We start from the raw sequence: 22857 nt of genomic DNA, 5'->3' as shown, positions 1-22857 counted from the left end.
ATGAAGAAAAGGAATGGATGCAAGCATACATCCTATATTTTCTTCTATTTTATAAAAAATAAACCTATCCCACCTGGTAAATTGGCGTAGGAACTCTGGGGTCTGTATCATGTAATTCTATATTCCTTCCAACATGAAAGCCCCGCTCATTTAAAATCTGTGAAACCGACATTCTAGCAAGGTCTTTCATATTATTATCCTGACTTAAATGGGCTAAATAGACTCGCTTCGTCTCATTGCCAATGACGTCTGTTAAAGCAAGTGCTGAATCCTCGTTAGAAACATGTCCGTGATCGCCTAAGATTCGACGTTTGATATTCCATGGATATTTACCCATCCTGAGCATTTCAATATCATGATTGGCTTCAAAGATATACACATCAGCATCTTCAACGGTTTTTTTTATACGTTCAGACACATAGCCTGTATCCGTTACAAGAGCGACTCGTTTGCCATTGTGATGGAAGACGAAGAACATCGGCTCTGCTGCGTCGTGAGAAACGCCAAAGGTCTCTACATCAATATCTCCAAAGGTTTCTGTTGTTTCCATATCAATCGTAAACTTTTGATCCAATTTAATATCTCCTATTTTGCCCTCCATAGCCTTCCACGTTTTTTCATTGGCATAAATAGGTAATCGATATCTTCTTGCCATAATGCCCAGTCCATGGATGTGGTCCCGATGTTCGTGCGTTACTAAAATACCATCCAAGTCATTAGGATCCTTATGAATCTCTGCAAATAATTTTTCCATTTGCTTTCCGCTTAATCCTGCATCCACTAATAGTTTTTGCTGATCGGTTCCTACGTAAAAAGCATTTCCCGTACTCCCTGATGCTAATACACTAAATTCTAAGGTCACGACTCGTCACTCCCTGTATCTCTCTGTCTAATGGTTTCTACAGTATCTCGTATCTCCTTAATAAACTGTTCTTCATCTCTGGAAATGCTTCGTGCTTCGATTGCATTTACAAAATACGTTCTCTCATCATTGATGGAAATTTCCCATGTAGGGACAAATACTTGTCCGTTTTCAAATGGAACTAAGGTTTGATAGCCTAATTTCATCTTTGTAATTTCATCATTTGTAAAGAGCTGATCATTATTGCTTAAGACTTCCAGTGTTTCAAGGGGCTGACTTACTTCTCTTTCTTCACCAATTTCAATATCTGATAACCTGGTTTGGGCATAATATTCCATTTCGTTATTATCATTTAGGAAAATCATCAGCATGCCCGCTTTATTAAAATAAATGGTTTTGTCATTATAGGACTGGAAAAACAGCAATATATTTTGATCTTTATTCCAGCTCCAAAATTGGTATTCATCTCCGAATAAAATATTTTGGTCTAAGAAATTATTGAGTTCTTCCTCGGATAGTTCTTCAGGAATGGAAATCGGTTCCTCAAAAGTAGATACAATAATATCTCCATCATTGACGACCTTTTGATCATTTAAGGAAGCGATATCCTTCTTTGTAAATTGATATTGATTCGCTGATATAAACGTTGTCTTTTCCGCTTCAGAAGGAATTTTTTCATAATTAATATTTCGGGCGTCCAACTCATCCTGAAATGATGCGGCTTCCTCATCTGGTAACGCCTGTGGTTCGCTATTAGCCTTACTTAAATACTGTGTCAGTAAAAAATAGTCGAGTACAAGGAAACAGATAATAAAAATCGTTTTGATTTGCCCCCATTTCATTGCTTTTTCCCTCCTTGTACTTCTAACATTTCATCTTCTTTAGGAATAGGTGCCCACCTGCCATTTTGTTTGATAAACCATTTGGGTTCTAACGAGATAATATCCGATGAAAATCCTTCTTCTTCACTCATGGTGTACACAATTTGAATATCTTCTATCGTTTTTTCCGGAAACATTCTTGGTTCTGCTTCCAATAGAGAGCGAATATCCTCGCCTGAACGAAGGCTAACCTCCTCATGACTTAGAGAGGTAGAAAGCCGCATTAACGGTCGAATATACGTATTTAATTCCCGATTTACCCAGCTTTGTTCAATATGTCCGAGCTGACTAATCACCTGATGACCGTCAAATAACATTTGAAATTCAATCGTCGTACCGTCATCAGAAATCTCCGTTAACATATAATCATGCGTCCAGCCATCGTGATTATTTAAAAATAGTATACTCTCGGTAATTAATTCATCTCTCATAAAGCTATTGCCGGTCGTGTTTGGATTTCTGGGATTCACAAATCGCATATAGTTTTGATGTGAAAACACTTCATATTCTTCCAGCATACGTGTTCCATCTGTAAACCTTCCATCACTCGTTTCACGTACATTATCAGATGCCTGAAATAAATTATTAATTAACGGTTCTATGGATATGGAATTGGTCGTAAAGGTTTGTTTAGATAAAGCAGGTTTTTCCTCAGGTAAATAAATCACACGATTATTGACTTCATATGTAATTAATTCACTCAAGTCATTATGCGACTGAGCCTGATTAACTACACTTGCATAAGCCTTAGAATCCTGTACTTCAACGTTTAGTACTTGATTATGATTGGTCGAGCGAAACCAAATGGATAGACTTTCGGAATCATGATTCGGCTTTACAATCATCCGATTAAAGGCCCAATCCGGATACGTACGAGTAGAATCCTCTGTTACATTGAACATATTCGGTAATAAGCTTAAAGGAATCTCAGTGGGAAAAATAAGCTCCACATAAGATTGTCCCAAATTATCCAAGGGTTTCTGCTCATCCAGGAATAATACATTCCATTCCTTTAAATCTTGATAAAAGTTTACCTGGTCCGTCTTTTCAGTAAACTGATAGGACTGGTTCTGCTGATGAAACACTACTTGAGAAGGTAATATCACATCATTCATATCCGCTTCCTGGCCATTTATAGAAATGTTCTTTGTAATGTCTTCGTTTATTTCATCATAGTCAGAAAACGTCCATATACTTAACGTTAAAATGAGGCTCATGATTACCAAAACTGCCAATACTACTGATTTGATGCTTTCTAGATTCATCAAGCATCACCTCGCTTCTGATGCATCATAGGCAAAGTAATCTTAATTGTTGTCCCTTTACCTTCCTTACTTTCTGCCCAGATTCTTCCATCGTGAGCTTCAATCATTTCCCTGGCAATAGCAAGACCTAAACCAGTCCCTCCTAGCTTTCTTGACCTTGCCTTGTCCACTCGATAGAAGCGATCAAAAATACGATCCACCTGCTCTTTCGGAATGCCAACTCCCTGATCAGAAACATTCACCTGTAACATCTTGTTTTTGATTTCTACTTTGCACGTAATGGTTCCTCCTTCAGGTGAATACTTGATGGCATTGGACAGAACATTATCCAGTACCTGAGTCATCTTATCCTTATCAATCCATACCCAGTAAGATTTATTTGGTAGCCGTCGGACAAAGGATAAATCCTGCTCATATTTATTCATCTCAAAACGGTCAATAATGTTGTGAAAAAAGTTAATAAAATTAACTTTTTCCTTTCGCAAGTAGTTTTCATCATTGTCCAGTTTAGACAGCTGCAATAAATCATTCACTAGTCGAATCATTCGTTCGGTTTCGTTCTGCGTAACACTTAAAAATTTTGGTGCAATATCAGGATTATTCAAGGTATCCTCATCCGTAAGTGCCTCTAAATAGCTGCTCATAGTCGTTAGGGGTGTTCTTAATTCATGGGAAACATTGGCGACAAATTCCCGTCTATCCTGTTCAATTTTTTCTTCTTCTGTAACATCATTTAGAACCGTAATAAATCCGCTAACAGTTTCTGTTTCATCATAAATGATGGAAAACGTTGCTTTGATGAGTAAGGTTTGCTGGTCATTACTAAAATCTATGAGGACAGACGCTTTATTCTCCACCTCGGATACACTCGTGAAATCTTCTTCAATCCCTAACACAGATAGAACGTTATGGCCTTTGATTTTTTCAAAGGATTCCCCAATAAATTTACCAGCCTGCTCATTCATTAATATGATTTCACCTTTACGATTACTAGCTATAACCCCTTCATTCATATTAGAAAGAACTGAGGTTAGCTTACGACGTTCTTCCTCTGTATCGGCATACGATTCCTTCAGTCGCTCTGTCATATGGTTAAATGAATTAGCCAGCTGACCAATTTCATCCATGGCATATACATTGACCTTTTTAGAAAAATCTCCTCCGGCCACCACATGGGCCTGCTTTCTCATCTCTGAGATAGGTTTAGTAATTGTACGTGAGACAAGAATACCAATAACCACTGTTATCGATAGCGCAATAATCGTACCATTCATAAAGATTTTAGTGATGCTGTCAAGCTGGTTAAAAACGTCTTCCATACTTGCTTCAACAAATATAGCTCCAATAATTTCATCAGATTGATTGAACACCGGAATGGTATTGGTTAATGTTCGTGTCCCTGTTTCCTGATCATAGGTTTTCCTGTATGGCAGTTGTGTACGGAATGAAAATAATCGTTGTACATCCTCTCTTGTGGTAATCTTCCCAATGATGCTTCGATTAAATTGATTGGTCGTCCCAATTATTCTCATCTGGCTATCGATAACTTGTAATTCCGTTATGTCCTGAGAATCAAATTCGGATAAAATAGACTGAACTTCAGCCTGAAGAGTGGGATCCTCTTCTGTCCTCTCCCGCGTAAATGCTTCTTCCAGGCTATAAGTGAGCAATTGAATTCGATTTTCAATAGAATTTTGGAAGTTTCTTTCCATATTTCGCTCAAGCTCTGTATCAAAATAAACACCAATCAATTCAATGGTGATTAGCAAAAGGAAGATATACACAAGAATAATTTTTAAACCAACCGATTGAAAAAAGCTTACTTTGTTTTTCATATCACATTACTCCTGATCAGGATTGCGTAAATAATAGCCTACTCCTCTTCTCGTTACAATCCACATCGGACTGCTTGGGTTCTCTTCAATTTTTTCCCGTAATCTCCGTACTGTAACATCTACCGTTCGTACATCTCCATAATAGTCATAGCCCCAGACCGTCTCGAGTAAATGCTCGCGAGTCATCACCTGACCAATGTGTCTAGCTAAGTAATAGAGCAATTCAAATTCGCGATGAGTAAGCTCAATTTGCTCCCCATCTCTTGTCACAGTATAAGCATCAGGATGAATCACCAGTTTCCCAATTTGGATATTCTGATGTTCGCCTACCTGCTGTTCATCTCCTTGTTTATGACGACGTAAATTAGCTTTTACCCTTGCAATTAACTCTCTGTTACTAAATGGTTTGGTTACATAATCATCAGCCCCTAATTCAAGACCAAGTACCTTATCAATTTCCGAGTCTTTAGCGGTTAGCATGATGATAGGCATGCTTAAATGCTTTCTAATTTCACGACAAACTTCCATTCCGTCCTTATTTGGAAGCATGATATCAAGTAAAACTAAATCAGGCTTTTCTTCATTTATAATCTGAATAGCTTCATCACCATCATAAGCACACACTACAGAATATCCCTCTTTTTCCAGATTGAATTGCAGGATATCTGCAATGGGCTTCTCATCATCTACAACCACGACTTTTTGACTCACTCTATCTCACATCCTTTATTCACATTTTACGTGCGTGTATAATCCTATTTTACATTTTATCGTAAATAATATAAAAAGTCTTTCTATATCAACGAACTACATCAGAAAGTCCTACTTTGTTTTTATTATATAGGCTCTGTTAAATATAGGTTTTGATTCCCGTCCAGTGCGCTCTCGCTTTCCCCGGGTGACCTGGGAGCCTCCTCGGCATACGCCTTGCAAATCTCCTGTATACCACTCTTCCAAGCAGTAGTCCTGTGCACTTCTGCTCCAATCAACCGGGTAGAAAGTCAACAATAAGCTTTAAACATAACCATTATATAAGATGACCCCTGTATCTCCTGAATAAAGAAAAAATAGCAGAGTAATTTTTATAAAATTACTCTGCCAGCATGATTCCTGTTTTTAATAATAAGACATGGGGTTTATATACGAACCGTTTGAAAGGATTTCAAAATGTAAATGAACACCTGTTGAATTTCCTGTTTCCCCCATTACACCAATTGGTTGTCCTTTTTTTACGTTTTGACCACTATTAACACTAATTGATGATAAATGACTATAGGTAGTCTTATAACCATTCTTATGTTTAATGACAACCCGATTTCCGTATCCATTATTCTGATAACCCGCTGTTGTTACAACGCCACCTGCTGCAGCATAAATGGTTCGATTGCTTACGCCAGAAATATCAATTCCACTGTGGTAGCCGCCACCTCGTGGTCCCATATAACTTGTGATGATTCCACCTGCTGCCGGCCACTGAAATTGACCCGATCCTTCACGAGCAGAACCAGATGTACCACCGCTTGATTGAACTGACGGTTTTGATTTTGTTCCCTTTAAAACCAATTTATCCACTGGCTTTTCCAAAACTTCCTCATCAACAACCGTTCGTTTCGTTACTTTCCCATTTTGTTTTTCCAGTTTATAACGTACTTTCTTTTTTCCTTTTTTGCCCTGTTGTTTTACTTCCTGTTCTCCAACATATAGATCAGATGTTTTTTTATATTCGGTTTCGAAATCGATTGCTTCTTCTTTCACTTCTTCTACTACTGTAATCAGGTTAACGACAGGTTCTTTTTCCATGACCTGAACTTCTTGTCCAACCTGCAAAATTTGATCTGAATCTAAATCTGGATTTAAATCAAATATTTCATCCATGGACAAATCATATTCATTGGCAACACTTCTTAGAGCTTCGCCTTTCTGGATGATATGTACTTTTTCTTTACTCGTATCCTTTTCCAGCAGCTTTAGCCCTTGCTCTACAGTTAGCAGTTCATTTGGCTGAACTTGTTCTTCCTCAATATGTATATCCTCAGATAGGGATACTTCTACAATTTTGGCATCACCAGCTGAAAGCTCTTTCTGGTCTTTCTTTTCATTATTCTCTTCTGTTTTTTCATTAGAGGAAGCATTTTCTTCATCTTCTTTTACTTCAGTATTTAATAGATTTTCTTCCTGCGCTTGCTTTAATTGTTTCTCGTTCATATATTTCGATTGAAACGCTGTTAAAAGTTCTTTTATGGTTTCTTTATTTTTAAAATATCCTATTTCTTCTTCACCAACTATTAGCTTTTGTGCCTGAACACTAAATGTGACGTTATCCAATAGCTGATTTAGAACTTTTTCATTATTAAATGTGGGTTCAAAAGCATATTCTGATATGTATGTAATGTTTTCGTTCACGCCCAGGTTTAACCCATCGTAGTTTTTCTCTTCCTTTTCAATTTGTTCGTTTAAAAAGGATTCAACGATTTCTTTATCTCCTACTGTTCCTATATGTTCTCCTGAAACATAAACATGATAGACTTTAGGAAATGTAGTGGTCTCTGCGTGAACCGTACTAAATGATAAAAAAAGAGCTACAGCTAATAGAAAAATGATTTTGTCATTCATAAAACTTGATTTTCTTTTCATAAATGGAATCCTCACTACCGCTTCCTCCTATAGAGATTTTTCACATCTGCTATGGATGGTTATATTTTCTATTACTCGCATACTCATAATCTATCATAAAATTACTAGATATATAAATAGTAATAGGCTAAATGTAATATACTTGTATTATAATTGTAAATTTTATACAAATACTGGCTTAATGGCCATTCCATCTGCTTTTATTCGTTATTATCGTGCATCTTTCGACAATGGAATATGACAATCTTATTACAACAAATAGGTTTAAACTCCAAAATATTACATAAAGTAAGGAAAAGTATCCCTTCAAATCGTCGATAACTGCCCATAAGCTGGGCATAATAAGCAAAAAAAAGCAGAACCTGTCAGTTGGTCCTGCCTTTTCTTCACGATGGCTCGGGACGGAATCGAACCGCCGACACACGGATTTTCAGTCCGTTGCTCTACCGACTGAGCTACCGAGCCCTTTATTAAGCGACAATGATAAAAATATATCATAAACTAAGTGACATGCACAATAGTTTTGTACAAATCTTCATAACACAGGGGGCCAATGAAGGACAAAATACAGTAGAAGTGTAGAGAGAATGTCCTTCATAAGCCAATGAAAGACAACATTCAGGAGAAACGGAAGTGGAATGACCTTCAATGTAGATACCAAGATGCAGATCGTAATGAAAGGAGGGCCTTCATAAAAAGGATCGTCTTATGATAAAAGACAATCCTTTTTATGAAACCCTTTCCGTTTATCTGCTTTGCTCTTAAGGTATTACTGTTCAGCTACATCTTTATAGATATCCTTCAAAACAATCGTTTGTGTCCGATCAGGTCCTACAGAAAAAATAGCGATAGGAATATCCGTTAATTCAGAGATTCTTTTAATATAATTTTGTGTATTCACAGGTAACTCATCGAAAGACCGAACACCTTTAATATCTTCCTTCCAGCCCGGTAATTCCTCATAAATCGGTTCACACTCAGAAAGCACTTGTAAGCTTGCTGGATACTCTTCAATCCGTTTCCCTTTATACTGATAGGCTACACAAATCTTTACCGTATCTAAACCTGTAAGAACATCCAATGAGTTTAACGATAAATCCGTAATTCCACTCACTCTTCTGGCATGACCAACTACAACTGCGTCAAACCATCCTACTCTTCTTGGGCGTCCGGTTGTTGTTCCGTATTCTCTTCCCACTTCTCTAATTTGATCACCAATATCATCATGCAGCTCAGTTGGAAATGGGCCATCACCTACGCGAGTAGTATAAGCTTTAGACACACCCATTACACGATTGATTTTAGAAGGACCTATACCAGAGCCTATCGTGACACCTCCTGCAGTTGGATTAGATGAGGTTACAAACGGATACGTACCCTGGTCAATATCCAGCATAACGCCTTGTGCACCTTCAAACAGGATATCCTGTCCTTCATCAGCCGCTTCATTAAGAATCACAGATGTATCCCTAACATATGGTGCGATTTGCTGTCCATATGGATAGAACTCTTCAAAAATGTCTTCAGCACGAACAGGTTCTGCCTCATAAAGTTTTTCAAATAGAAGGTTTTTCTCTTTCACATTTGCCTTAAGCTTAGACCAAAAGATATCTTTGTCTAATAAATCAGCGATTCTAATTCCTGTTCGTCCTACTTTATCTGAATAGGCCGGTCCTATGCCTTTCATCGTAGTCCCTATCTTTAAATCACCTTTACTCTGCTCCTGAAGCTCGTCCAGCTTTATATGATAAGGCAAAATTACATGAGCACGGTTACTGATACGTAAATGGTCCAGAGAAATGGATCTTTCTTTTAAGTAATTCATTTCCTCAATAAGTGCTTTAGGGTTAATGACAAGTCCATTCCCCATTACACAAGTCTTATCTTCATAAAATATCCCTGAAGGAATTAAATGCAGTTTATAGGTATCTCCATTAAATTTAATGGTGTGACCAGCATTATTCCCTCCCTGATAGCGAGCAACCATTTGTGCCTGCTTCGATAAAAAGTCTGTAATTTTCCCTTTTCCTTCATCTCCCCATTGCGTTCCTACTACTACTGCTGTTGTCATCAACACACCCCCAAAAAATAACCACTCTAATATCCATGCTTATTCTACCAATGTCAGATAATCTCCGTCAAGTTAAATCCGAACATTATGGTTTATTAGTTAATTTTTATTCGAAAATTGCTTACATTTATTATTAGTATATGAATAATCAACCCTGATTATAAAACATTTGCCGGAACGATATGAAGATCAACTTTCCAGAACATAGGTTATCTGGCTAAATCAGCGGGGTCTCCAATCCCTGTAGCTGGATGGGAAAATATAGAGGCGACACGTGGGATTAGACTAAATAAGCCGTTGATAAAAAACTTACATAAGATTATGCTGGAATTTAGATTATTAATCCAAAACAAAACGAATCAGGTACCATTATCCGGAATGAATCACTGTTTACAATCATTGAGCCTCAATTAATGTTATTTATGTAGAGTAAGCAGCCTATTAGGCCTGTTTTAAAATTTTTTAATCCTATTCTCTAAATGATTTGTCGTCTTTTTAAAAAGATTGAACGGATGCTTCTATCATTGATCCTGTAATAAATTATTTCAACATGCGTTTTATTTATTAATCTGTTTTTAGTTTACATATGCCATGAATTCCTTTTTTAATTTTGTTTCAATCTGCTTCTTCCAAAAAACAATCATGATCTCCTACAATAAAACCAAACGCTATAATGAATAAAAAAAGAAACCTATCCATAAAGAGTAGGTTTCTAGGCTGGAGGTATATCTTCTTCATTATACCTCTGATCTAAATTCACAAATTTATTATATTCTTTTACAAATGCCAGCTCTACTGTACCCACCGGGCCATTTCTCTGCTTGGCAATAATAATCTCTATAATGTTCTCTTTCTCTGAATCCTCTCGATTATAGTAGTCATCACGATATAAGAAGCCTATAACATCGGCATCCTGCTCGATACTTCCGGATTCACGGATATCTGACATGATTGGTCTTTTATCCTGCCTTTGTTCAACACCACGGGATAACTGAGACAATGCGATTACAGGTACCTCCAGTTCTCTGGCAAGAGCCTTTAATTGTCTCGAAATCTCTGAAACTTCCTGTTGACGGTTTTCACCACTGCGCGTTCCACTTCCCTGGATTAGCTGTAAATAGTCAATCAAAACCATACCAAGACCACCATCCTGTTTTAAACGGCGGCATTTGGAACGTATTTCATTTACTTTTACACCTGGGGTATCATCAATATAAATACCAGCATTTGATAGACTTCCCATTGCCATCGTAAGCTTACCCCAGTCTTCAGCTGTTAGACTTCCTGTTCTTAGCCTCTGTGCATCAATATTTCCCTCTGCACAAAGCATACGCATGACTAACTGTTCAGCTCCCATCTCCAAACTAAAGATGGCCACATTCTCGTTGGTCTGAACAGACACGTTCTGAGCAATATTTAATGCAAAGGCCGTTTTACCAACTGAGGGCCGAGCAGCAACGATGATCAAATCATTATTTTGGAAACCAGAAGTAATCTTGTCCAGATCTTTAAAACCCGTAGCAACACCTGTAACTTCTGCATCATTATGGTGCAGCTGCTCAATATTATCATAGACTTCAATTAAAACATCTTTAATATTTTTAAATTTCCCCGAGTTCTTTTGATTGGAAACTTCTAAAATATTTTTTTCCGCATCATTTAAAACATTTGTTACTTCTTCTTCCTCGGAAAAACTTGTTTTTACAATATTTGTAGCTGCTGAAATTAATCGCCTTAGTGTTGATTTTTCCTCAACGATTCTAGCATAATATTCGATATTTGCAGCTGTTGGAACCGAATTGGCTAAATCACTTAAATAGGACACACCACCAATATCGTCCAGCAGTTTTTGATTTTGAAGAAGGGTTGTAATGGTTACAAGATCAATCGGTTCTCCACGATCTGAGAGTTGAAGCATCATTTCAAAGATTTTTTGATGACTGGCCCGATAAAAATCTTCTGGAAGTAAGATTTCAGATGCTGTAACTACTGCCTGTGGTTCTAAAAATATAGCACCAATAACCGCTTGCTCTGCTTCTATATTATGAGGTGGAGTACGATCATTCCATATCTCGTTCAAAACAAGTTTCCCCTTTCAGCTGAGGAAAAATTATTTTTCCCCAACATGTACTTTAATGGTTCCGGTAACCTCCTGATGGAGCTTAACGGGAACATTGGTATAACCCAATGCACGGATTGGCTCATCAAGTTCGATTTTTCTTTTATCTACTTTAATATTATGGGTTTTCTTTAGTTCATCAGCTATTTGTTTACTGGTAATGGAACCAAATAATCGGCCTCCATCTCCTGCTTTAGCCTTTAATTCTACAGTAAGATTAGCTAGTGTCTCTTTAAGCTTTTTCGCTTCCTCTAACTCTTCCTGCTCAAGCTGCTTCTGCTTGTTTTGTTTTGCTTCAAGTGCTTTTAAGTTAGCTTTTGTTGCTTCCACAGCTAAATTATTTTTTAATAAATAATTACGTGCATAGCCCTCAGCAACATCTTTTACTTCGCCTTTTTTTCCTTTGCCTTTTACATCTTTATTAAAAATGACCTTCACTTGTCGTCTCTCCCTTCTAAATAATCATCTATGATTTCCTTTAACTGTTCTTCTACATCGTGAACAGCTGTATCTTCTAATTGGGTTGCAGCATTGGTTAAATGCCCTCCCCCATTCATTTGTTCCATAATAATTTGGACATTGATTTCACCTAATGAACGGGCACTTACTCCAATTCTACCATCATCTCGTTCAGAAATAACGAAAGACGCTTTAATTCCACTCATTGTTAATAACGTGTCAGCTGCTTGTGCAATAAGTATAGGTCCATATTTTTCGCCTTCTTCTGCTTTTACGATAGCAATGCCGTCTTTATATACTTCCGCACGTTCAATAAGCTGACTGCGCCTTACATAAACCTCTAAATCCTCTTCCAACAGCTTCTGAACTAAAACCGTATCTGCTCCTTTTAAGCGTAAATAGGAAGCAGCATCAAACGTTCTTGAACCGGTTCTTAGTGTAAAATATTTCGTGTCAACGATAATTCCTGCCAGTAATGCAGTAGCTTCATTAATATTAAGTTTTAAAGTACTTGGCTGATATTCGAGCAACTCTGTCACTAGCTCTGCTGTAGAAGACGCATAAGGTTCCATATAAACGAGGGTTGGATCCTTAATAAATTCCTCTGCTCTTCTATGATGATCAATGACAACCACATGATCAGTCTTAGTTAGTAATCTTTCATCCATAACCAGAGATGGTTTATGCGTATCCACAACAACGATTAAAGTGTTTTTCGTCACAATATCTAACGAATCATCGGGTGAAATAAACCATTTATATAAGGATTCATCACTTTGCACCGTATCCATCAAGCGTTCAACACCTGTATTCACACCATCAGGGTCTAAGATAACAAAGCCATCCTTGTTGTTTGCTTGAGCTACCTTCAGAATACCAATACTTGCTCCAATGGAATCCATATCAGGGCTTTTATGCCCCATAACCATCACTTTATCACTTTCCTTAACTAATTCCTTTAAGGCGTGAGAAATTACACGTGCACGGACTCTTGTTCTTTTTTCCATTGGATTGGTTTTACCACCAAAGAATTTAACCTTTCCACTTTCATCCTTTATGGCAACCTGGTCACCACCACGTCCCAAAGCTAAATCCAAGCTGGATTGAGCCAGCTCTCCAATCTCTCTTAAACTCGACTCATACCCAATTCCAACACCTATACTTAAAGTAAGGGGAACATTTTTATCTGAAATAAGTTCTCTGACCTCATCAAGTACTTCAAATTTCTCTTTTTCTAATTTCTTTAATATTTCTAAGTTCATGACTGCTAAAAAGCGTTCTTGAGAAGTCCTTTTTAGATAAATATCGTTTTTTCTGGACCATTCGTTTAGTATTGAGGTCATTTTTGAATTCAAATGACTCTTTGTCGTATCATCCATAGCTTGTGTCACTTCTTCATAGTTATCTAAAAAGATAATTCCCAGTACTGTCTGTTCTTTTTCATACAACGTTTCAATTTCCACTTGAGCAGTTTTATCAAAGAAATAAATTAAGCGCTCTTCTCTTTTGATAATGGCCTGATACGTACGATTTTTATGTTCAAACCAAATTTCCGTTTTATCTTCTTTAATACTGGAAATGAAATCGTCATAAATCGTATTTAAATCATGACCCACTAATTTATCTTCATCTTCTGCGAATACATTTATAAATGGGTTGGCCCATTCAATTTCATAATCATCACTGAATAATAAAATTCCTATTGGCATTTCATGAAGGGCTTCATCGCCAACCTTCTTTACACGGTGTGATAATGTTGAAATATAATCTTCCGTTTCGTCCTGAATCCGTTTATCAGTACGAATACTATTATAAATATTGATTAACAAAAGAAAGGCCATTGCAATTCCAATCATCCAATTAAAATATACAATCAAGCCTATTAAAATAATAGTGAGTCCATATAAGCCCCATGTATGGTAATTCATGGACCTATTTTTTAAGAGTTTAGACATACATTAGTCAGCTCCTAACCCTTCAATTACTTTTTATTAGGGTTTAAACGGTCTCGTAGATTAAATCCTAAATCAATTATACCTAAAATTCTTATAAGATAAAGAAAGATTGGCATAATAACCGCTGCGATAATTGCTATAATTGCCAAGGCTTTGGTCATGTTTTTTACATGTACATAATAAAAAATAAATGACAGTCCTTGCAACACAAACAGGAATCCGATTAACGTAAAGACATTAACAGCTGCCTGATTAATTAAATCACCATGTTCCGGGAATACCCAAGATAAAATCAAGGCAATCAGATAATACCAGATAACTGCTATTGGTAAACGGAATTCTCGGAACGCCGGAAACGAAAGCTTTTCATTCTGACTATAGACCTTATTAATCATTTTAAAACTTATCCACAAAGTAAGAAAGGCATAAAAAATTCCAATAAAAGCAACTACAGTTGGCATTAAATAAAAGACTTGATTGATTTGATCCTCTACTTCGCCCATTATGTCTTCTGTATAGCCGAGTTCTTCCATCATTTCTTCACTTGTATTCATGGAACTGTCAATGACGTGATTTAATTCATCCATCAGGTTAAAATCAAATAACCATTGGGCTAGAATAAACACAATTACAAAGCCTAAAGCATATGCAACCGAACCAATCGCCCACGTTTCATAAGTCGTTTTCCTATAATGCAGGCAGGCACCAATTGAAATACCTCCAAGTGCGGCAAATACCGTTAACGGCAAAGAAAACACGGTCGCAAATAAAATAGAAATAACTAGCGTAACAAATAGCATCATTAAGCCAGGTTTAAGACCATGTTTATAAGTATATAGGATAAAAGGAACAGGTGTTAAGAAAATCGTTAAATACGAAATACCTGGAATATAAAATGTTATGAGTAAAAGAATGATATATATTCCTGAAAATAATGCTCCTTCTGTTCTAACATTTGATTTTTTCACTTGTTTGCACCTCATTTTACTACATATTTCTGATAAAAAACGAAGAAAAAAGGATTCATATTCACCTACTTTAAGTTTACCAGTAGATATAGATGTGTGTAAAAAAACACAACCCTCTATAGGATATCCATCATAACACAATTTCACTATTAAGCGGTATTTAGTCTTCAAAATGAGGCCTTAATTTATCATATGAATCCTGCTATATAAATAATGAATCTTCCTAATAAGTAGAAAAAGGCATAATGGAAGTTCAAAGAATCCTCCATTATGCCTTTTCGTATTACTCGCTAACGTATGGTAATAATGCCATTTGGCGAGCACGTTTAATTGCTTTTGTTAATTTACGTTGATATTTAGCAGATGTTCCTGTTACACGACGAGGTAGAATTTTACCGCGTTCTGAAATAAATTTCTTAAGAAGATCTACATCTTTATAGTCAATGTGTGTAATTCCATTGGCTGTAAAGTAGCAAACCTTTTTACGCTTACGTCCACGACGAGCCATTGCTAAATCCCTCCTTTTCGATTTTAAAATGGTAAATCGTCATCAGATAAATCAATAGGTTCACCATTATCCGCAAATGGATCTTCTTCACGACGATTATTATTATTATCTTGTGGAGGATTCTGATTTGCACGAAAGCCAGATGAACCTCTGTCACCTTGTGAGGATCCTTTTGATTCTAAGAACTGAATGTTTTCTGCCAAGACTTCAGTAACAAAAACTCGTCGACCTTCTTGGTTTTCAAAATTACGTGTTTGTATACGGCCATCTACACCAATCATACTACCTTTTTTCATATAATTGGCAAGGTTTTCTGCTGCACGTCTCCAAACTACGCAATTAATGAAGTCCGCTTCTCGATTACCCTGCTGATTTGAAAAAGGGCGATTGCATGCTACAGTGAAATTTGCCACTGCTACTCCATTCGGTGTATAACGTAAATCAGGATCCTTTGTTAATCTTCCTACAAGAACGACACGATTCATCATCAGAATCACTCCTTATTGATCTTCTTCACGAATTGCCATATGGCGAATAATATCGTCAGTGAATTTTGCTTGACGATCAAATTCTTCAACAGCTGTAGCATCGCTTGAGAAGTTCACAACTACGTAATTTCCTTCACGATAGTCGTTAATTTCATATGCTAAACGACGCTTACCCATTTCATTTACTTTTTCAATCTCCGCACCATTATTGGTTAGGACACTGTTAAAACGCTCAACAATGCTCTTTTGAGTATCCTCATCAACATCTGGGCGGATGATATACATAATTTCATATTTTGTCATCCGTCTTCACCTCCTTTTGGACTAAACGGCTCCTAAAAACGGAGCAAGGAGTAATTTCATCTAATTACTCACATCGGTGTATTATACCATGAAATAAACAAATGGACAAGAGAAAAGCGAAGGTGACTGGTTAGATCCAACCCCATAACCAGAATATACGAAGGGACAAGCTCTTTGTCGCGTAGTGGAGTATACTTAGGTCGGCCTGGACCCAGAAGTCGCAACTAGATATAGAAAGGCGGGGGGGACTGGTTGAACAAAATTCACAAAATCGTAACGATTTATAAATACAGCTTTTCCGCCGAACCATACTTTACCTTTTAACGAATCACCTAATTATTTTATCCATTTACACATTAAATCTAAATAAAATAACGTCTCCATCCTGAACAACATAGTCTTTTCCTTCAGAACGTACTTTCCCCCGTTCTTTTGCTACTGTCATGGAACCAGCATCAACCAGATCTTCATAAGAAACGGTTTCCGCTCGAATAAAACCACGTTCAAAATCACTATGAATAACCCCAGCAGCTTGTGGAGCCTTCATTCCTTTCTTAAAGGTCCATGCCCTTACTTCTTTTTCTCCTGCTGTGAAAAATGTTGCAAGTCCTAACATATCATAGGAGGCTTTAATCAGTTGATCTAAACCGGACTCTTCAATACCTAGCTCTTCTAAAAACATTTCCTTTTCTTCACCCTCGAGCTCGGCAATTTCTGATTCGATTTTTGCGCAGACCGTAATGACATTTGAACCTTCGTTTTCTGCATATTCTTTGACAGCTTGTAAGTTTTCATTTCCCTCTGGATTTTGGATTTCTTCCTCACCAACATTTGCCACATATAGAACAGGTTTAATGGTAAGAAGATGGTATTGCTGGACCACTTTCATTTCCTCTTCTGAAAAGTCAATGGCTCTTGCCGGTTTATCCTCTTCAAATGCCGCTTTCAATTTACTTAATACATCATACTCAACCAAGGCTTCTTTATCTTTTTGTTTTGCCATTTTTTCAACTCGACCAAATCGTTTTGTTACAGTCTCTAAGTCAGCTAAAATTAATTCTAAATTGATGGTTTCAATATCCTCAATAGGATTTACCTGCCCTGAGACATGTGTAATATTATCGTCGCTAAAGCAGCGAACAACATGGCAAATGGCATCTACCTGACGAATATGGGATAAAAATTGATTACCCAGTCCTTCCCCTTTGCTTGCACCTTTTACAATACCTGCAATATCGGTGAATTCAAAAGCTGTGGGAATGGTTTTCTTCGGGTTCACCATTTCAGTAAGTTTTTGAAGTCGATTATCCGGCACTTCTACAATCCCAACATTCGGATCTATAGTAGCAAATGGATAATTGGCTGCTTCTGCTCCTGCCTGAGTAATCGCATTAAACAATGTAGATTTTCCAACATTCGGTAGTCCAACTATTCCTGCAGTTAAAGACATTCCTTATTCCACTCCTTTATTCCGTCCCTCTCATCGGTGACAATCTCATTATAGATAGTCCTGATGCAAAAGACAAATCATAAAAAAAGCAAAAACAAAATAAATAAGCCATTGTTTTTGCCCTATTCCTAAGTAAAATTGATTTTTATATTTATTACTCTTTTTATTAAGCCATTTCCAATTGTTTCACGTGAAACAATTGGAATTATTCCTCAGCTTTCGAAATAATTCTCTTAAGCCTTTTCTCAAATTTTTTTCTGGGTATTAGAACACTATGATTACATCCTTCGCATTTTATTCGGATATCCATTCCCATGCGAATAATTTTCCACTGATTTGATCCACAAGGGTGAGGCTTTTTCATTTCAACAATATCATTCATACCAAATTGTCTCTTCTGCTCCATCACCTATCACTCCTTGATTATTCTTCCTATTAAGCTTACTACAAATGTTCTATGAATGGAATTTCAATGCTTGTACGAAATAAAAAATTTATTAAGTAAATCTTATCTCTAATATCGTAAATCATCCTTGTATCGATTGGCAATAGGATATAGTAAAATAGCTGAAAGTATATACAAGTTTAATAAGCCATATAAAGGATATAAGTATTCAATAAGAGTGGCAAAACCAAAGGAAGTGAAAGGCACCATTATTACAATGATAACCAATGCCAGTAACCATAATGGCACTTGAACTTTTTCCTGAATTCTTGTTATTAAGCCTAGAACACTTGATAAAGCAGTTGTGAATAATGCAATCCATAGCAAAAATGAGATGAATATAAACATTTTGTATGGATATTGCTTCAATATGGCAAATAAAGGGATTTCATAAAGGAGTATTTCTTCTGATATATGTATCAGACTATTATTATAAATAAATGATATAATTCCTAAAACGGCTGCACTCCCCATACTGGCAATCCATATTTCCCCTTTTTTCTTAACGTGGCTGCCGACTGCGCCTAATACCGCCACTAATGGTAATATATTTAAGGCTGTAAAAGGAAAAGCTGATACCCAATTCGTTTGCTCGTGAATATGTGATAATAAGGATAACTCTTCCTGCCATGTAAAGAGTATAAGTACAAATAAAAGCCCACCAATAAGTAATGGTAAAATAATACTATTAAGCGATAAAATCCCTTTCAAATTCCAAACAAAGGCTAGTACAAGAGGAATGCATAGAGCCGCAATTCCAAACCAATATGAATAACGAAAAGCCTGCCAGGTTGCCCCACTTCCCGCCATCATAATAATGGTTGTGGTAAATAAATAAAATAATATAAGCACATCATATAAGGATGTTAAATGCTTTCCTACAATTACCCGAAGTACTGGTACATAGTGTGTTGATTGCTTGTCGTGGCTTATCGATAAAATAACATGACAGCAAACTCCGAACATAATAGAAAACAAAAGAATAGCAAGTCCACTTTCATGGCCAAAAAATTGCCACAATTCTCTTCCTGATGCATATCCAGCTCCTACCATTGTACCAATAATTAAAAACATCCATTTAAATCCTGCTTTAATCATTTCATAGCCCCCATTTTTTCAGTCCATAATGGCTTATTTTTACTTTGTTTTACGATTTACGTATAGAATGAAAAATTATTCCGTATACTAATACCATTATGATGACGGAGGAGCGGCTATGAATCTAAAACATATCCTTTTTCCAAAAAAACAAGAAAAAAGATTTTATTATGCTGATAACGCCACAAGATTTAAAATAGCCAAAACTCTTGAAGAGTGGATTCCCGAACAAAAGAATGAAATTGTTGTAGTATGTATTGGAACAGACCGGTCTACAGGGGATTCACTCGGACCTATGGTAGGGACATTGCTGAATGATCAATCTAAATTGTTAAACAATCTTTACATATACGGAACATTGGAAGAGCCTGTACATGCAAAGAATTTAGAAGATCAGCTTAAAATGATTCATCAAAGGCATCAGAATCCCTATATTGTGGCAATTGATGCCTGCTTAGGAAAACAGTCCTCTATCGGCTCGATTATTACGGGATATGGACCGATGAAACCTGGTGCTGCAGTACAGAAGCATTTACCCGAAATTGGGGACTTATATATTAGTGGTGTAGTGAATATGAGTGGCTACATGGAATACTTTGTATTACAAAACACCCGTCTGTCTATTGTTATGAATATGGCCAAGCAAATCGCTCATTCCTTACGCCTGCTCGACCACTTATTGTCAAAACATACTAAGAAAAAATAAAGGGGTTTCTATTGTTTAGTACTTCCCCGTTGCAATAGCATTCCATAATTTATTAGAAACAGGCAGGAATAAAAGCTTGCGGGGGCAAGAAAGCCTTACACACGCTTTTATTCCTGCCTATGATTCTATTATGATATAAACGCCATATAACCCGCTAGTATAAAACCTACCGTTACGATACTAGGTAATAGATTCGCTACCCTTATATTTGTGATATTTAATAAATTTAGACCAATTGCTAAAATGAGTAATCCCCCTGTTGCGGTCATATCATCAATAAAATGACTCAAAAATGATTCCGGCAGCCACATTTCAATTTGAGTAGCAAACAATGCTATCGTTCCTTGATATAGAACAACTGGAATAACAGCAAATATAACACCAAACCCTAAAGTTGTTGTTAAGACAAGAGCGACAAAACCATCTATCATCGCTTTCGTAAAAAGAATTTCATGATCATTTCTTAATCCACTATCTAAGGCACCAATCACGGACATTGCACCAATAACAAAAATAAGGGATGCTGTAATGAATCCTTGAGCAATCATAGATTGATTAGATTTTTTTTGGAATTTAGATTCTATCCATCCACCTAAAGCGTTTAGCTTGCTATCCAACTCTATAAATTCCCCTATTATTGCACCTGTTAATAAACTTAATAGAATCACAATAACACGGTCGGATGTGAAACTCATACTCAAACCAATCATGACAACCGTTAATCCTATCCCGTTCATAATCGTTTCTTTCATCTTTTCAGGTATCTTACTTAAGAATAATCCAATAAAACTGCCAACTATTATTCCGAGACCGTTAACAAGTGTGCCTAATAAAGCCATGTGTTTCCCTCGCTTCAGCTTTTATGATAGCTAATGTTTCACGTGAAACATTTATTTTTTACCTGCAACTGTTCCATCCATCGTTTTATTACTACTACTCACAAAGTACAACAAAGCATATTGTTATTTATCTATTCCTTATCGTTGTACCCGTCATTCTCTTACCAGAGTTCCATTCACGCAGGTATTAAAAAGGCTGGTTGAAATCACTACTCTTCAACCAGCCTTTAAATCCTATGAGTCTCCATTAAGTAATTCCATAATTCGGTTTAAATCATCCTGATTAAAAAACTCTATTTCAATTTTACCTTTGCGTTTGCTCTTTTGAATCGTAACATTCGTTCCAAAGCGTTCACGCAATTCCGTTTCCTTCGCTTCAAGAAAAATATCCTTTTTATCCTTCTTAGTCTTCTTTTTAATTTTCTTGTTATTTAGATTCGCAATTAAAAGCTCCAATTGGCGAACATTTAAATTTTCTTTCCGAATCTTTTCTACCACTAAAGGAATTTTTTCTTCATTTTTTAATCCTAACAAAGCTCTACCATGTCCCATCGATAATTCACGGTTGTTAATCAGCGCAATTACGCTTTCAGGTAATGACAACAGACGTACAAGGTTGGCAATATGTGAGCGACTTTTCCCTAAACGTTGTGCTAGAATTTCTTGAGTGATGCCTAATTCGTTTATAAGCCTGTCATAAGCTTGAGCTTCTTCAATCGGTGTCAAATCTTCTCTTTGTAAATTTTCTAACAAGGCTAATTCCATCATCTGATTATCGCTTAAATCACGTACGACAGCAGGAATGGTTTCTAATCCAGCCTCTTTCGCTGCCCGGAAACGCCTCTCTCCAACCACAATCTCATAGCCTTTTATACTTTTACGTAAAATAATTGGCTGTAATATACCGTGTTGTATAATGGACTCTTTTAACTCCTCAATAGCATCCGCCTGGAACGTCTTACGAGGCTGATAAGGATTTGGACGACATTGATTAATTGGAACTTCTTTTACAGACTCATCTGTGGCATCTACTTCATCCACATCAGGAAAGAAAGCACTTATACCTTTACCCAACCCTCGCGCCATTCGCCATCACTTCCTTCGCTAATTCATTGTACACTTCTGCTCCTCGTGATTTCGAATCATACGTAGTAATCGGTTCTCCATAACTGGGAGCTTCGCCAAGCCTGACATTCCGTGGAATAATAGCCTGAAAAACTTTATCTTGAAAGTACTTTTTCACTTCTTCAATAACTTGAATGCCTAAGTTGGTTCTCGCATCCAACATCGTAAGTAATACACCTTCTATCATTAACGATTTATTTAATTGTTTTTGAACTAATCGAACCGTATTCAGTAACTGACTCAACCCCTCCAAAGCATAATACTCACATTGTACAGGAATTAAAACGGTATCGGATGCTGTTAAAGCGTTAATGGTAAGGAGGCCTAATGATGGAGGACAATCGATTATGATATAGTCAAATTGATCTTTAATAGGATCTAAAGCCTTCTTTAAACGAACCTCCCGGGAAATAGTCGGCACTAATTCTACCTCTGCCCCCGCTAGTTGAATGGTTGCTGGAATAGCATAAAGATTTGCAATGGATGTTGGAACACAAACCTCTTGTGCATCTAAGTCTTCAATTAAAACATTATATATACACTGATCCATATCTGCTTTATCGATACCTACTCCACTTGTAGCATTTCCCTGTGGGTCAGTATCCACTAAAAGCACCTTATTTCCGGCTTCAGTTAAGGAAGCACTCAGATTAACAGAAGTGGTCGTTTTTCCAACACCACCCTTTTGGTTCGCTATTGAAATGACTTTTCCCATGATGTCACCTACCTCTATTTCAATAAATTGATATACAACTTCAAGACTCTCAATCTATGTTTTTAAAAAATCCCATCAAAATAAAAAGGAAACGTGCAGCGAACACAGGAATCCGTCGTTATTCGAACTAC

General features: G+C 36.8%; 21 protein-coding genes and 1 tRNA gene. 1 reads left to right on the top strand and 21 read right to left on the bottom strand.

Going from position 1 to position 22857, the window contains the following annotated elements; translation table 11 throughout:
- Positions 1-64: 64 nt before the first annotated feature.
- The 18 genes from BMX63_RS05155 to BMX63_RS05070 form a co-directional block, all read right to left on the bottom strand.
- The gene (locus tag BMX63_RS05155; protein ID WP_093132657.1) at positions 65-862 is read right to left on the bottom strand and encodes an MBL fold metallo-hydrolase; all 798 of its coding nucleotides are present in this window, start codon (positions 860-862) and stop codon (positions 65-67) included.
- On the bottom strand, positions 859-1704 hold the full coding sequence (locus tag BMX63_RS05150) for a two-component system regulatory protein YycI (RefSeq protein WP_093132655.1): 846 nt from the start codon (positions 1702-1704) through the stop codon (positions 859-861). Before BMX63_RS05150 ends, BMX63_RS05155 begins: the two co-directional genes overlap by 4 nt.
- On the bottom strand, positions 1701-3008 hold the full coding sequence (locus BMX63_RS05145; protein WP_093132653.1) for a YycH family regulatory protein: 1308 nt from the start codon (positions 3006-3008) through the stop codon (positions 1701-1703). Before BMX63_RS05145 ends, BMX63_RS05150 begins: the two co-directional genes overlap by 4 nt.
- Complete coding sequence (gene walK, locus BMX63_RS05140) at positions 3008-4843, bottom strand: cell wall metabolism sensor histidine kinase WalK (RefSeq protein ID WP_093132651.1); 1836 nt, start codon at positions 4841-4843, stop codon at positions 3008-3010. Before walK ends, BMX63_RS05145 begins: the two co-directional genes overlap by 1 nt.
- A 6-nt stretch (positions 4844-4849) precedes the next feature.
- Positions 4850-5554: a response regulator YycF gene (gene yycF / locus BMX63_RS05135; protein ID WP_093132649.1), complete on the bottom strand. Its 705-nt coding sequence runs from the start codon at positions 5552-5554 to the stop codon at positions 4850-4852.
- A 405-nt stretch (positions 5555-5959) separates the two neighbouring features.
- Positions 5960-7492, bottom strand: a complete 1533-nt coding sequence (locus tag BMX63_RS05130) for a M23 family metallopeptidase (protein ID WP_093132647.1) — start codon at positions 7490-7492, stop codon at positions 5960-5962.
- A gap of 377 nt (positions 7493-7869) precedes the next feature.
- Positions 7870-7942: transfer RNA gene (locus BMX63_RS05125), tRNA-Phe, on the bottom strand.
- 304 nt (positions 7943-8246) lie between these two features.
- Positions 8247-9548, bottom strand: coding sequence for an adenylosuccinate synthase (locus BMX63_RS05120; protein WP_093132645.1), 1302 nt, complete (start codon positions 9546-9548; stop codon positions 8247-8249).
- Positions 9549-10260: 712 nt separating this feature from the next.
- Positions 10261-11628, bottom strand: a complete 1368-nt coding sequence (gene dnaB / locus BMX63_RS05115; RefSeq protein WP_093132643.1) for a replicative DNA helicase — start codon at positions 11626-11628, stop codon at positions 10261-10263.
- Positions 11629-11658: 30 nt separating this feature from the next.
- Positions 11659-12105, bottom strand: a complete 447-nt coding sequence (gene rplI, locus BMX63_RS05110) for a 50S ribosomal protein L9 (protein ID WP_093132641.1) — start codon at positions 12103-12105, stop codon at positions 11659-11661.
- Positions 12102-14081, bottom strand: a complete 1980-nt coding sequence (locus BMX63_RS05105; protein ID WP_093132639.1) for a DHH family phosphoesterase — start codon at positions 14079-14081, stop codon at positions 12102-12104. Before BMX63_RS05105 ends, rplI begins: the two co-directional genes overlap by 4 nt.
- Before the next feature lie 26 nt (positions 14082-14107).
- Positions 14108-15049 carry a YybS family protein gene (locus tag BMX63_RS05100; RefSeq protein ID WP_177167188.1) on the bottom strand — a complete coding sequence of 314 codons (942 nt, stop codon included), beginning with the start codon at positions 15047-15049 and terminating at the stop codon, positions 14108-14110.
- A gap of 283 nt (positions 15050-15332) precedes the next feature.
- Entirely contained in the window at positions 15333-15557 is a 225-nt protein-coding gene (gene rpsR / locus BMX63_RS05095) for a 30S ribosomal protein S18 (RefSeq protein WP_093132635.1), read from the bottom strand.
- 23 nt (positions 15558-15580) lie between these two features.
- Complete coding sequence (ssb, locus tag BMX63_RS05090; protein WP_093132633.1) at positions 15581-16045, bottom strand: single-stranded DNA-binding protein; 465 nt, start codon at positions 16043-16045, stop codon at positions 15581-15583.
- A 12-nt stretch (positions 16046-16057) separates the two neighbouring features.
- On the bottom strand, positions 16058-16348 hold the full coding sequence (rpsF, locus tag BMX63_RS05085; protein ID WP_093132631.1) for a 30S ribosomal protein S6: 291 nt from the start codon (positions 16346-16348) through the stop codon (positions 16058-16060).
- Positions 16349-16697: 349 nt separating this feature from the next.
- Positions 16698-17798, bottom strand: coding sequence for a redox-regulated ATPase YchF (gene ychF, locus BMX63_RS05080; RefSeq protein WP_093132629.1), 1101 nt, complete (start codon positions 17796-17798; stop codon positions 16698-16700).
- A 205-nt stretch (positions 17799-18003) separates the two neighbouring features.
- Positions 18004-18204, bottom strand: a complete 201-nt coding sequence (locus BMX63_RS05075) for a DUF951 domain-containing protein (RefSeq protein WP_093132627.1) — start codon at positions 18202-18204, stop codon at positions 18004-18006.
- A 108-nt stretch (positions 18205-18312) separates the two neighbouring features.
- The gene (locus tag BMX63_RS05070) at positions 18313-19341 is read right to left on the bottom strand and encodes a YkvI family membrane protein (RefSeq protein WP_093132625.1); all 1029 of its coding nucleotides are present in this window, start codon (positions 19339-19341) and stop codon (positions 18313-18315) included.
- A 118-nt stretch (positions 19342-19459) separates the two neighbouring features.
- Between BMX63_RS05070 and yyaC the strand changes: the two genes are divergently transcribed.
- Positions 19460-20047, top strand: a complete 588-nt coding sequence (yyaC, locus tag BMX63_RS05065) for a spore protease YyaC (RefSeq protein WP_093132622.1) — start codon at positions 19460-19462, stop codon at positions 20045-20047.
- A gap of 128 nt (positions 20048-20175) precedes the next feature.
- Here the strand turns inward: yyaC and BMX63_RS05060 are convergent, their stop codons facing one another.
- The 3 genes from BMX63_RS05060 to BMX63_RS05050 form a co-directional block, all read right to left on the bottom strand.
- Entirely contained in the window at positions 20176-20886 is a 711-nt protein-coding gene (locus BMX63_RS05060) for a DUF554 domain-containing protein (RefSeq protein ID WP_093132620.1), read from the bottom strand.
- 234 nt (positions 20887-21120) lie between these two features.
- Positions 21121-21972, bottom strand: coding sequence for a ParB/RepB/Spo0J family partition protein (locus BMX63_RS05055; protein WP_093132618.1), 852 nt, complete (start codon positions 21970-21972; stop codon positions 21121-21123).
- Positions 21953-22726: a ParA family protein gene (locus BMX63_RS05050; RefSeq protein ID WP_093132616.1), complete on the bottom strand. Its 774-nt coding sequence runs from the start codon at positions 22724-22726 to the stop codon at positions 21953-21955. Before BMX63_RS05050 ends, BMX63_RS05055 begins: the two co-directional genes overlap by 20 nt.
- Positions 22727-22857: the final 131 nt, after the last annotated feature.

It is taken from the genome of Salinibacillus kushneri, assembly GCF_900111405.1.
GTDB lineage: Bacteria > Bacillota > Bacilli > Bacillales > Alkalibacillaceae > Salinibacillus > Salinibacillus kushneri.
The sequence above is the reverse complement of the archived record's forward strand: the minus strand, read 5'-3'. Positions and strand labels throughout refer to the sequence as shown.